This is a genomic window from Erwinia aphidicola, assembly GCF_024169515.1.
In the GTDB taxonomy this organism is placed as follows: domain Bacteria; phylum Pseudomonadota; class Gammaproteobacteria; order Enterobacterales; family Enterobacteriaceae; genus Erwinia; species Erwinia aphidicola.
The window spans coordinates 4379294-4391084 of record NZ_JAMKCQ010000001.1 but is presented as its reverse complement, the minus strand read 5'-3'; the positions used below and the strand labels follow the sequence as shown (position 1 = coordinate 4391084).

General features: G+C 57.4%; 11 protein-coding genes. All 11 read left to right on the top strand.

Translation table 11 applies throughout. The annotated features are described in order from the left end of the window. Nucleotides 1-16: 16 nt before the first annotated feature. Nucleotides 17-814: an SDR family oxidoreductase gene (locus tag J2Y91_RS20580; protein WP_133623472.1), complete on the top strand. Its 798-nt coding sequence runs from the start codon at nucleotides 17-19 to the stop codon at nucleotides 812-814. A 152-nt stretch (nucleotides 815-966) separates the two neighbouring features. Further along, the gene (locus tag J2Y91_RS20575) at nucleotides 967-2406 is read left to right on the top strand and encodes a YchO/YchP family invasin (protein ID WP_133623473.1); all 1440 of its coding nucleotides are present in this window, start codon (nucleotides 967-969) and stop codon (nucleotides 2404-2406) included. A 145-nt stretch (nucleotides 2407-2551) separates the two neighbouring features. Then, nucleotides 2552-3460 (top strand): bestrophin family protein, encoded by a 909-nt coding sequence (locus tag J2Y91_RS20570; RefSeq protein ID WP_133623474.1) that lies wholly within the window; start codon nucleotides 2552-2554, stop codon nucleotides 3458-3460. Between the two features lie 132 nt (nucleotides 3461-3592). After that, a complete protein-coding gene (locus J2Y91_RS20565; protein ID WP_133623475.1) occupies nucleotides 3593-4348 on the top strand; it encodes a hypothetical protein in 756 nt (251 codons plus the stop codon). Beyond that, nucleotides 4341-4523 (top strand): hypothetical protein, encoded by a 183-nt coding sequence (locus J2Y91_RS20560; RefSeq protein ID WP_133623476.1) that lies wholly within the window; start codon nucleotides 4341-4343, stop codon nucleotides 4521-4523. Before J2Y91_RS20565 ends, J2Y91_RS20560 begins: the two co-directional genes overlap by 8 nt. Before the next feature lie 81 nt (nucleotides 4524-4604). Continuing rightward, nucleotides 4605-5084, top strand: coding sequence for an Hcp family type VI secretion system effector (locus J2Y91_RS20555; protein WP_133623477.1), 480 nt, complete (start codon nucleotides 4605-4607; stop codon nucleotides 5082-5084). Nucleotides 5085-5508: 424 nt separating this feature from the next. After that, nucleotides 5509-6729, top strand: a complete 1221-nt coding sequence (locus tag J2Y91_RS20550) for an aspartate aminotransferase family protein (protein WP_133625058.1) — start codon at nucleotides 5509-5511, stop codon at nucleotides 6727-6729. After that, nucleotides 6726-7760, top strand: a complete 1035-nt coding sequence (gene astA, locus J2Y91_RS20545; RefSeq protein ID WP_133623478.1) for an arginine N-succinyltransferase — start codon at nucleotides 6726-6728, stop codon at nucleotides 7758-7760. The genes J2Y91_RS20550 and astA overlap by 4 nt, the downstream gene beginning before the upstream one ends. Then, nucleotides 7757-9226: a succinylglutamate-semialdehyde dehydrogenase gene (gene astD, locus J2Y91_RS20540; RefSeq protein WP_133623479.1), complete on the top strand. Its 1470-nt coding sequence runs from the start codon at nucleotides 7757-7759 to the stop codon at nucleotides 9224-9226. Before astA ends, astD begins: the two co-directional genes overlap by 4 nt. Beyond that, nucleotides 9223-10551 (top strand): N-succinylarginine dihydrolase, encoded by a 1329-nt coding sequence (gene astB / locus J2Y91_RS20535; RefSeq protein WP_133623480.1) that lies wholly within the window; start codon nucleotides 9223-9225, stop codon nucleotides 10549-10551. Before astD ends, astB begins: the two co-directional genes overlap by 4 nt. A 73-nt stretch (nucleotides 10552-10624) precedes the next feature. Continuing rightward, nucleotides 10625-11626, top strand: a complete 1002-nt coding sequence (gene astE, locus J2Y91_RS20530) for a succinylglutamate desuccinylase (protein WP_133623481.1) — start codon at nucleotides 10625-10627, stop codon at nucleotides 11624-11626. The last annotated feature ends 165 nt before the right edge of the window (nucleotides 11627-11791 follow it).

Below are 11791 nucleotides of genomic sequence, written 5' to 3'. Positions count from 1 at the left end.
GCAACAGGAGCAGCAGATGAAGCGAGATTTTAGTGGAAAAACCGTGGTGATTACCGGGGCCTGTCGTGGTATCGGTGCCGGCATTGCGGAACGTTTTGCCCGTGATGGCGCGAACCTGGTGATGGTATCTAACGCCGAACGCGTATTTGCCACCGCCGAAAAATTGAAAGCGGCGCACAGCAGCGAGATTCTGGCACTGCAGGTCGATGTGACCGATGAAGAGCAGGTGCAGGGGCTTTACCGCCAGGCCAACGAACGTTTTGGCAGCATCGACGTCTCGATTCAAAATGCCGGGGTGATTACTATCGACACCTTCGACAAAATGCCGAAAAGTGACTTCGATAAAATTCTGGCGGTTAACACCACCGGCGTCTGGCTGTGCTGCCGTGAAGCGGCAAAATACATGGTTAAACAGCAGTCGGGCAGCCTGATCAACACCTCCTCAGGACAGGGCCGCCAGGGGTTTATCTATACGCCGCACTACGCCGCCAGCAAAATGGGAGTGATCGGTATCACCCAGAGCCTCTCGCAGGAGCTGGCACGTTACAACGTCACGGTTAATGCCTTCTGTCCGGGAATTATTGAGAGTGAAATGTGGGACTACAACGATCGCGTGTGGGGTGAGATCCTCAGCAGCGACAGTAAAAAATACGGCAAGGGTGAGCTGATGGCTGAATGGGTGGAAGGCATTCCGCTGAAGCGCGCCGGGCAGCCACAGGACGTCGCGGGGCTGGTGGCATTCCTCGCTTCTGACGATGCGCGTTACATTACCGGGCAGACCATTAACGTTGACGGTGGCCTGATTATGTCCTGAGGTAGACCCTTGACGTTTTTTACCGCGGGCGCGACGGTTTAAGCTCCGGGCGTGCCCGATAATCCGACCTTCCCGCGAATATGTGTTAAGGTTAGTTTTATTGATTTGTGAATCAGATCTCACTTTTTATAAAACTACACTGCTTCGAGGTTATGACCAGATTTAAACACCCATTCCCCCTTTCAGCGCTGTTCATCACCCTTGCGGTCAGCGGTTTGCCGCTGTGCCCGGCGTATGCCTTTGACGCTTCTGACCGCGTTGCCGATGCCCCGTTTGACGATCCCGCCCGCTTTAGCCAGCTCCAGCAGCAATTGCCTGAGTTGGGCAGTACCGACAGCAGTGGCGAGCTGGCGAAAAAAATCGCCACGGCAGCGAAAACGATTGGCGAAGCCAGTATGAACAGCGACAGCGATAAGTCGCTGCGTGAACAGGCGGGGATCTGGGCGTTCAACCGCTTCCGCGATGCGGCCAGCGAGCGCGTCGCCAGCGAGGGCGAACAGCTGCTGTCCCCCTACGGGCGCGCCACGGTATCGCTTAACGTTGATGCGGAAGGGAGCTTTAACGGCACCTCGGCGCAGCTGCTGACGCCGTGGCAGGATAACTACCAGTATCTCACCTTTAGCCAGCTGGGCGTTGAGCAGACGGAATATGGCACGGTGGGCAATGCCGGTCTCGGTCAGCGCTGGATCGCCGGCAGCTGGCGACTTGGCTATAACGCCTTTGTCGACGATCTCATCGACTCCAGCCAGCAGCGCGGTTCGCTGGGGGCCGAGGCCTGGGGCGAGTATTTACGCTTCTCCGCCAACTACTACCAGCCGCTCTCCGGCTGGCGCAACCGCAGCAGTACCAGCCAGATGCGCATGGCGCGCGGTTACGATATTACTACCCGCGGCTACCTGCCGTTTTACCGCCAGCTGGGCGTCTCGCTCAGCTATGAGCAGTACCTTGGCCAGAACGTTGACCTGTTTAACAGCGGCACCCAGATGACCAATCCTGCGGCGGTCTCGTTCGGCGTCAATTACACCCCGGTGCCGCTGTTCACCCTCAGCGCGCAGCATAAAGAGGGCGACGGCGGCGAGTCGCAGGATCAGTTCGCCCTGAAGATGAACTACCGCATCGGCGTGGCGCTGAGTAAACAGCTATCGGCAGATAACGTCGCGGCGGCGCAGTCGCTGAGCGGCAGCCGCTATGACAGCGTCGATCGCAATAATTCCCCGGTGATGGCCTTCCGCCAGCGTAAAACCCTGTCGGTGTTCCTTGCCACGCCGCCGTGGCAGGTGCAGCCGGGCGAAACCCTGCCGCTCAAGCTGCAGGTGCGCAACAGCAATGCGATTAAAGCGGTCAGCTGGCAGGGGGATACCCAGGCCCTGAGCCTGACGCCACCGGCCAGCAATGCCAGTACCCAGGGCTGGAGCATCATTATTCCCGCGTGGGATAGCAGCGAAGGGGCCAGCAATGAATATCATCTGTCGGTGACGCTGGAGGACAGCAGGCAACAGCGCGTTACCTCGAACTGGATCACCCTCAAGCTGGCACCTCCCGTGACGCTACAGGCTCCGGATAACGGCGATTTCAACCTGATGGCACCCTGAAAACAGGGGAATGTTCTGGCCGCTGAGAGGGTGATTTTTGTCAATATGCGGCCAGCAAATATATGTGATTAAACTCACAAAATATCACTTCTCAGGCGCGAGATTTTTCCGCACAATCGCGAAAAATCCCACTCATCCTCACATCATGATCATCCGCCCAACAAATAGTCACTGGTTTGTCCGCCTGTTCGCCTGGCACGGTTCGGTATTACCTGGCATCTGGTTCCGCCTGTCGCTGAATCTGCTGATGTCGATCATCGCGATTTACTGTCTCGACTGGTATGAAACCCTGGGGATTAAGCTGACGCTGGCCCCGTTCAGCCTGCTCGGGGTGTCGATTGCGGTGTTTCTTGGCTTTCGCAACAGCGTCTGCTTTGGTCGCTTTATCGAGGCGCGCATGTTCTGGGGCAACTTACTGATTGCCTGCCGCACGCTGCAGCGGCTGGCGCAGGCCATTTCCCCCGCAGAAGCGCCGCGCGTGATGGCGCTGCTGCTGGCATTTTGCTACAGCCTGAAGCACCAGCTGCGCCGCACCGATGCCCATGCGGACCTGCGCCGCTATCTGGGTGATGAAGCCGATGAAATCTTAACGCGCCGCGCGCCGACTAACTTTATTGAGCTGCAGCTGTCGAACTGGCTGGCGGAACAGCGACGTCGTGGCAATATTTCCGATATTCTCTACCAGCATATGGACAGCAATATTAACCAGCTGTCGCAGGTGCTGGGCGGCTGCGAGCGGCTGGCGAGCATGCCGGTGCCCTTTGCCTACGGCCTGCTGCTGCACCGCACGGTCTACCTGTTCTGTACGCTGCTGCCGTTCGCGCTGGTGCCGGACCTGCATTACATGACGCCGCTGGTGTCGGTGTTTATCTCCTATACCTTCCTGTCGCTGGACACGCTGGCAGAGGAGCTGGAGATGCCGTTTGGACTTGCCAAAAACCATCTGCCGCTGGATGCCATGTGTATCAATATTGAGATCAACCTGCGCGAGATGAGTCTGGAAACCGAACTGCCCGATACCCCGGTGCCGGATAAACACTATCGCCTGACGTAATGATTGTTTAATGCTGAATAGCCCTTTAGCGACTGCGACGTTGACTGTCTGTTGATGATTGCGGTCGTTAAATCATCGGGTGTAGATATTTAGCATTTTTACGATAGGTTCACGCTATCTGAATGCGACACGATGAAAAAATTAACTCAACTTATTGGGGAGGTAATGATGTCTGCATCAGATCTGTTAAAACTGAAGTTTCACAGCGACAGGCAGCTTGCGCTTTATTCGGAAGCCGGGCTTAAAAACGTTATCCGTTCTGCCCAGGGCGTGGTTTCTAATGTTTACTCTGGAGTGGAGCGCGCTTCCTGGTACACCTCCTGCCTGACTGAAAGGTATGCAGATGTCTGCCAGGAATTGAAAACCGAAGATTATCGGATGTATCTCTCAATAAAATCACTCTATAGATATCGTGATGCGATCCAGTTGATGATTATGATGTACATTTCAATGGTTGTAGATGATGCAACAGGAAAAAATGAGAAAGGTACTGTCCGTAATTTAGTGCGGGTGTTTACAGAGGCTCAGGGCAATAGGTTTGTAGGTAAAACAACACGCCTTGCACTTATCTATCCTTTGGCAAAAAGTATGGCTGAGTCAAAGATATTAACTGAAAGTGTTACTGAAATAGTTTCTAAAAACATGCCTTACCTGGTGCAGGTGGCTCAAGTCTATGGCATTGAGCAGAAGGCAGCGATGGCAGCAAGAAAGCTTAAGGCTATCGAGCCTAATTATTACTGGGCTCTTTATGAGTTGCAATTAGAAATGCTCTATATTTTTGTTGACCCCATACTTAATTTTGCTGTGCAGCAGATTAGAAATAAATTACACGAGGGCGTTAGTGTTGAAGAGGCCGTAAAAATCATGGGAGATATCTTTGATGTTTAAAAGCCTGATATCAATGATTTTGTCAGAATACTTATTCCCGCTAGCCATGGTGGCTGTAGCAATGTTCTTTGGGTATTTCTTTCCAAAATACTGGCTTGTTCTTACCGCTGTAGGCTGGCTTGGCCTTGTTGTGATTTTTACCAAAATCTCAGCGCCGTTTGATAAGTTAAAGTGAACGCGTAACCAATACCCCGAAATATAGGTTGCAGAGCAGCACCCGACTTTATGGATATTTTTAACTAAGAAGGAGTTTAGCATGTCAAATCCTGCCTATTTATGGTTAGAAGATGAAGGTGGCGCGCCTATCGTCGGTGGCTCGCTGGTTAACGGGCGAGTTGGCGCGATTGAGTTAAAATCGCTAAGCCATAATCTTAATATTCCTATTGATGGCAATACCGGTCGCCTGACCGGAACCCGAGTGCACGCGCCGATTATGGTGCAAAAGGAGTTCGATAAAACCACCCCGCTGCTCTACCGGGCATTGGTGAGCGGAGCAAAGCTGAAAAGCGGGATCATTAAGCTGTATGAGATCTCTGAGGCCGGTCGGGAAATGGAATATTTCAATATCCTCCTCGATAACCTCAAAATCGTTTCAATCACGCCGGATCTCTATCCCGGAGCCTCAACGGGCACGCATTTAGAAACCATTATGCTGCGCTACGAAATCATTACGTGGAAGCACTGTAACGGAAACATTGTATTCAAAGACTCATGGAACGAGCGCATGACGGCCTGAGCGGGTAATTGACCGTTTTACAGGGTGGCAGCCTGCCACCCGTGTTGAGTTTTAACCATTCTTAACCCTCCCTCTTTTGGTGCAACTGGTTCATTTTGGTGCGCTAACTGCCTCTTTTTAAAACCTAATTCTGGCTTCGATCACATAATCGATATTTTATTTTAGCAATGCATAATTCTGCTTTTTATTGTGCGGTTAAGCCGGGCGGATCGGAATCTTATTCACTTTTTATGCATTAAGTGTGAATAGCAATTTGACGTAAGTGATTGATATACGGTTGTTCAAAATGGTTTATGCATTTTTACCGCTAGCTGGCACGCAGCGTGCAATCTACAGTAGAGCTGCAATGAATCATCTCATTAACATTTTTTAAACTTTTAATTCACCCTGCATGCAGCAGGGGATAATGAAATACGAGGCCGCTATGCAACCGTCAGTCACCCGTCAAAACTTTGATCAATGGATTGTTCCTACCTACGCACCTGCCAGCTTTGTGCCGGTCAGGGCTGAAGGGTCGACCTTATGGGATCAGGAGGGCAAGTCGTATATCGACTTTGCCGGTGGCATTGCGGTTAATGCCCTGGGCCATGCACACCCGGATCTGCAGCTGGCCCTGCAGCAGCAGGCTGCACTGCTGTGGCACACCGGCAACGGCTATACCAATGAGCCCATCCTGCGCCTGGCGAAGCAGCTGGTGGATGCCACCTTTGCCGACCGGGCGTTTTTCTGTAACTCGGGTGCGGAAGCCAACGAAGCGGCGCTGAAGCTGGCGCGTAAAGTGGCCCATGATAATGGTGCTGAAAAGAAAAATGGCATCGTGGCGTTTAACAACGCGTTTCACGGCCGCACGCTGTTCACCGTTTCTGCCGGTGGGCAGCCCGCCTACTCGAAAGATTTTGCCCCGCTGCCGGGCGGTATTCAGCACGCGGTATATAACGACCTCGCCTCCGCTGCCGCGCTGATCAGCGACAGCACCTGCGCGGTGATCGTTGAACCGATCCAGGGCGAAGGCGGTGTGGTTCCGGCGCAGCCGGCATTCCTGCGTGGCCTGCGTGAGCTGTGCGACCAGCATGGCGCGCTGCTGATTTTTGACGAAGTGCAGAGCGGCGTGGGCCGCACAGGTTCGCTGTATGCCTATATGCATTACGGCGTCACGCCGGACGTGCTGACCACCGCCAAAGCGCTGGGCGGCGGCTTCCCGATTGGTGCGATGCTGACCACCGAAACGCTGGCGGCGCACCTCAACGTTGGCAGCCACGGCACCACCTACGGCGGCAACCCGCTGGCAGGGGCGGTGGGTGGAAAAGTGATGGAGCTGATCAATCGTCCGGAGGTGATGGCCGGCGTGAAAGAGCGTCACCAGTGGTTTGTTGACGGCCTCAACGAGATTAACCAGCGCCTGCATCTGTTCACTGAGGTGCGTGGCCTCGGCCTGCTGATCGGCTGCGTGCTCAACCAGGATTACCAGGGTAAGGCTAAGCAGATCAATCAGGCGGCGGCCAGCGAAGGGCTGATGGTACTGATTGCCGGAGCCAACGTGGTGCGTTTTGCGCCGTCGCTGATTATCACCCGCGAGGAAGTGACCGAAGGGCTGGCACGCTTTGAACGCGCCTGCCGTACGCTCACTGAAGGAGCCGGCCTATGATGTTTATTCGTCCCGTTGAACGAGACGATCTGGCGCAGCTGATGCACCTCGCCGGCAAAACCGGCGGGGGACTGACCTCACTGCCTGCCGACAGCGACACGCTGTCGGCGCGTATCGAACGTTCGATTTTGACCTGGCAGGGTAAACTGCCGCGTGCAGAACAGGGATACGTTTTTGTGCTGGCCGACAGTGAGAGCCAGAAAGCCGTCGGGATCTGCGCGATTGAAGTGGCGGTTGGCCTGCAGGACCCGTGGTACAACTTTCGCGTCGGCACCCAGGTGCACGCCTCGAAAGAGCTGAACGTCTACAACATGCTGCCGACGCTGTCGCTCAGCAACGACCATACCGGCAGCAGCGAACTCTGTACGCTGTTCCTCGACCCGGACTACCGCAACGGTAAAAACGGTTACCTGTTATCTAAATCGCGCTTTCTGTTTATGGCCGGCTTTCGCCAGCATTTTATGCAAAAAGTGGTTGCGGAGATGCGCGGCTGGATTGATGACGCAGGGGTTTCACCGTTCTGGGACAGCGTCGGCAGCCGCTTCTTCTCCATGTCCTTTGCCGATGCCGACTATCTGTGCGGCACCGGGCAGAAGGCGTTTATCGCCGAACTGATGCCGAAGCATCCGCTTTATATCGACTACCTGACGGAAGAAGCGCGTGAGGTGATCGGCAAGGTTCACCCGCAAACGGCTCCGGCGCGTGCCGTGCTGGAAGCCGAGGGTTTTCAGTTCCAGAACTACGTCGACATTTTCGACGGCGGCCCGACGCTGGAGTGCGACATTGACCGCGTACGGGCGATTCGTAAAAGCCACCACATGACGGCGCGCATCGACCAGCAGCAGGACGAACAGCTGCCGCTGTGCCTGGTATCGAATGAAAACTATCAGCAGTTTCGCGCGATCCTGCTGCCTGCCGATGCAGAGGCAGAGAGCATCAGCATTACGCCAGAACAGGCAGACATTTTGCTGTGCCAGCCGGGCGATAAGCTGCGGGTGGTGACACTTTTTCGTGAGGAGAAAAAAGCATGACGCACTGTATTAACGGCCAGTGGCTGATCGGCGGCGGCGACAACATCACTAAAACCGATCCGGTACACGGCGAGCTGCTGTGGCAGGGTAAAGCCGCCAGCGCCGGGCAGGTGACCGACGCCTGTGCCGCGGCCCGGGCTGCGTTTCCAGCGTGGGCGCGCCGCCCGTTCTCCGAGCGTCAGGCAATTGCCGAGAAATTTGCCGTTTTGCTGGAAAAAAGCAAAGTGGAGCTGAGCGAGGCGATCTCGCGCGAAACCGGCAAGCCGCGCTGGGAAACCCAGACCGAAGTTCAGGCGATGATCAATAAAGTGGCGATCTCCGTGCGCGCCTATCATCAGCGCACCGGCGAGCAGAATGGCGCCGACAGCTCACTGCGCCACCGTCCGCACGGGGTGATGGCGGTATTCGGCCCGTATAACTTCCCCGGACATCTGCCGAATGGGCATATCGTGCCAGCGCTGCTGGCGGGCAACTGCGTGGTGTTCAAACCGAGCGAGCTGACGCCGCTGACGGCGGAGATCACCGTGCGGCTGTGGCTGAGTGCCGGGCTGCCGGGTGGCGTGCTGAATATGGTACAGGGCGGGCGCGAAACCGGCCAGGCGCTGTCGCAGGAGCCGCAGGTGGACGGCGTGCTGTTTACCGGCAGTGCGGCAACCGGCTATCAGCTGCACCGTCAGCTGGCGGGGCAGCCTGCTAAAATGCTGGCGCTGGAGATGGGCGGCAACAATCCGCTGATCGTCGAAGATCCTGATGATATCGACGGCGCGGTGCATATCGCCATTCAGTCGGCGTTTATCAGCGCCGGGCAGCGCTGCACCTGTGCGCGCCGTCTGCTGGTGAAGCGCGGCGCGGCGGGGGATGCCTTCCTGCAACGCCTGGTTGAAGTGGCGGCAAAAATTCGCAGCGGAAGCTGGAATGCCGAGCCGCAGCCCTTTATGGGCAGCGTGATCTCGCTGCAGGCCGCTGAGAAGATCTACAGCGAATGGCAGGCACGCATCGATAGCGGCGGCAAAGTGCTGCTGGCGATGCAGTGGCCGCAGCGCGACAGCGCGATCCTGACGCCGGGCATTATTGACGTGACCGATGTTGCCAGCCTGCCGGATGAAGAGGTGTTCGGGCCGCTGCTGACGGTGATCCGCTATGACGATTTCGACCAGGCGATCCGCATTGCTAATAACACCCGCTACGGCCTGGCCTGCGGGCTGATCTCCCCACAGCGTGAGAAGTTTGAGCGGCTGCTGATTGAAGCGCGCGCCGGGATCGTGAACTGGAATAAACCGCTGACCGGGGCAGCCAGTACCGCGCCATTCGGCGGCATCGGCGCTTCCGGCAACCACCGCGCCAGCGCCTGGTACGCCGCAGACTACTGCGCCTGGCCGATGGCCTCGCTGGAGTCCAGCGATCTGTCGCTGCCTGCCACTCTGTCACCGGGCCTCGATTTTAGCGATGCGGGAGGTGCCCGATGAGCGCACGTGAAGTCAACTTTGACGGCCTGCCGGGGCTGACCCACCACTATGCCGGGCTGTCGTTTGGCAATGAAGCCTCAACCCGCAACCAGCACCAGCTCTCTAACCCGAAGCTGGCGGCGCTGCAGGGCTTGATGAAGATGAAAGCGCTGGCGGATATGGGCTTTGCCCAGGGGGTGATCCCGCCGCACGAGCGGCCAAATATTGCAGCCCTGCGCCAGATTGGTTTCAGCGGCAGCGATGCGCAGGTGCTGGCGCAGGCGGCAAAACAGGCGCCGCAGCTGCTTTCTGCCGCCAGCTCGGCGTCGGCGATGTGGGTCGCCAATGCCGCGACCGTATCCCCTTCAGCGGACAGCGCCGACGGTCGCGTGCATCTCACCGTGGCCAACCTGAACAATAAGTTTCATCGCGCGATAGAAGCCCCTACCACGGCGGCGCTGCTGCGCGCCATTTTCCGCGATCGTGACCACTTCAGCGTGCACGATGCGCTGCCGCAGGTGGCGATGTTTGGTGACGAGGGCGCGGCCAACCACAACCGCTTTGGCAACGGCTACGGCGAGCCGGGCGTGCAGCTGTTTGTCTACGGGCGCGCAGAGCGCAGTGGCGAGGTGGCTCCCGTGCGTTACCCGGCGCGCCAGACGCTGGAGGCCAGTGAAGCCGTGGCGCGGCTGCATCAGCTTGATGCGGCCCGCACCGTGTTTGCTCAGCAAAATCCGGCGGTGATCGACCAGGGGGTGTTCCACAATGATGTGATTGCCGTCAGCAACCAGCAGGCGCTGTTTTGCCATCAGCAGGCCTTTGTGAATCAGCCGCAGCTGCTGGCGGAGCTGGGAGCGAAAGTGCCGGGCTTCAGCGCCATCGAAGTTCCTGCCAGCCGGGTTAGCGTGGCCGATGCGGTGGCAACGTACCTGTTTAACAGCCAGCTGTTGAGCAAGCCGGACGGCAAAATGCTGCTGGTGCTGCCGGAAGAGGCGCGCCGCCATGCGGGCGTCTGGGCGTATCTCAGCGAGCTGGTCACCAGCGGCGGCTTGATTGATGAACTGAAAGTATTCGACCTGCGCGAAAGTATGTGCAACGGCGGCGGCCCGGCCTGTCTGCGCCTGCGCGTGGTGCTGAACGAGCGGCAGCAGGCGGCGGTCAATCCGGCGGTGATGATGAACGACCAGCTGTTCGCCACGCTCAACGGCTGGGTAGAGCGCCACTACCGCGATCGGCTGTCGCAGGCTGACCTCGCCGACCCGCAATTGCTGCGCGAAGGACGTGAAGCTCTCGATGAGCTGACGAAGCTGCTAAACTTAGGCAATGTTTACCGTTTTCAGCAGTAACGCGATGATCGCAGGGCCGGAGATCAGCTCCGGCCTGTCAGGGCTGAACGGCGATTGATTCTAAGGAGTATCGATGCAGGACTTCCTCACCACCACGCTAAACGGGCAAACCCCCTCCGCGCCTGAGGGGCGTAATGAGCATCTCAGCTGGCGCTGGATCGATGAGGGGATTGTTGAACTGACCCCGACCCAACCGGCGACCATGGCACTGGTGGTCTCAGCCGGGATCCACGGCAACGAAACGGCACCGGTGGAAATTGTTGAGCCGCTGCTGGACGCTCTGCTACGCGGCGAGCGGCCGCTGCAGACGCGTCTGCTGGTGATTTATGGTAATCCGGCAGCGCTGCGGCGCAATAAGCGCTATCTGCACGGCGATATGAACCGGATGTTTGGCGGCCGCTGGCAGCAGTATGAAGACTGTCCGGAAGCGCGCCGCGCCTGGCGACTGGAGCAGGCGATGGAGAACTTCTGGCAGGCCGGCGAGTACGAAGAGGTGCGCTGGCATATTGATATGCACACCGCAATCCGCGGCTCATGGCATACGCGCTTTGGCGTGCTGCCGCTGCGCGACACGCCGTGGCCGGACGATTTTATGGCATGGCTGGGCGTTGCCGGACTGGAGGCGCTGGTGTTCCACCGCGCGCCGGGCGGCACCTTTACCCACTACAGCAGCCAGCATTTTCAGGCTGCCAGCTGCACGCTGGAGCTGGGTAAAGCACTGCCGTTTGGCCAGAACGACCTCAGCCAGTTCAGCGCCGCCCGCGAGGCGCTGAGCGCGCTGATTTGCGGGGGTGAACTGCCTGCCGTCGCTGAGGCGCCGCGCCGCTATCGGGTCTCCCAGCAGATCACCCGTTTGTCGGAGAGCTTTGTGCTGCATATGAGCGATGACACGCTGAACTTCACCGTTTTCCCACAGGGCACGCTGCTGGCGGAAGATGGCGAGAAGCGTTATTTTGTCCAGCAGGCGCGGGAGTATGTGCTGTTCCCTAATCCCAACGTCGCGGTCGGCCTGCGAGCCGGGCTGATGCTGGTCGAAGATAATGCGCATAATGAGGCGCTGGGCTCGACGCCGTAAGCGGAAGGTGAGCCGCCCCGTGGCGGCTCTGGCAGGCAATTGCCAGTCGCCGCAAATGGGTTAACTTTTTCCTTTCGCTATCCTGCCGCACGGATTACACTCCTCCATAATTTCTGCATAAACCTGTGAAAATTCATATTCTTTTGCAATTCCTCACCGTAATCT

What these genes read in the sequence shown, in the direction of transcription:
- J2Y91_RS20580 (WP_133623472.1), top strand. Translation starts at nt 17, where the DNA reads ATGAAGCGAGATTTTAGTGGAAAAACCGTGGTGATTACCGGGGCCTGT.
- J2Y91_RS20575 (WP_133623473.1), top strand. Translation starts at nt 967, where the DNA reads ATGACCAGATTTAAACACCCATTCCCCCTTTCAGCGCTGTTCATCACC.
- J2Y91_RS20570 (WP_133623474.1), top strand. Translation starts at nt 2,552, where the DNA reads ATGATCATCCGCCCAACAAATAGTCACTGGTTTGTCCGCCTGTTCGCC.
- J2Y91_RS20565 (WP_133623475.1), top strand. Translation starts at nt 3,593, where the DNA reads ATGAAAAAATTAACTCAACTTATTGGGGAGGTAATGATGTCTGCATCA.
- J2Y91_RS20560 (WP_133623476.1), top strand. Translation starts at nt 4,341, where the DNA reads ATGTTTAAAAGCCTGATATCAATGATTTTGTCAGAATACTTATTCCCG.
- J2Y91_RS20555 (WP_133623477.1), top strand. Translation starts at nt 4,605, where the DNA reads ATGTCAAATCCTGCCTATTTATGGTTAGAAGATGAAGGTGGCGCGCCT.
- J2Y91_RS20550 (WP_133625058.1), top strand. Translation starts at nt 5,509, where the DNA reads ATGCAACCGTCAGTCACCCGTCAAAACTTTGATCAATGGATTGTTCCT.
- astA (WP_133623478.1), top strand. Translation starts at nt 6,726, where the DNA reads ATGATGTTTATTCGTCCCGTTGAACGAGACGATCTGGCGCAGCTGATG.
- astD (WP_133623479.1), top strand. Translation starts at nt 7,757, where the DNA reads ATGACGCACTGTATTAACGGCCAGTGGCTGATCGGCGGCGGCGACAAC.
- astB (WP_133623480.1), top strand. Translation starts at nt 9,223, where the DNA reads ATGAGCGCACGTGAAGTCAACTTTGACGGCCTGCCGGGGCTGACCCAC.
- astE (WP_133623481.1), top strand. Translation starts at nt 10,625, where the DNA reads ATGCAGGACTTCCTCACCACCACGCTAAACGGGCAAACCCCCTCCGCG.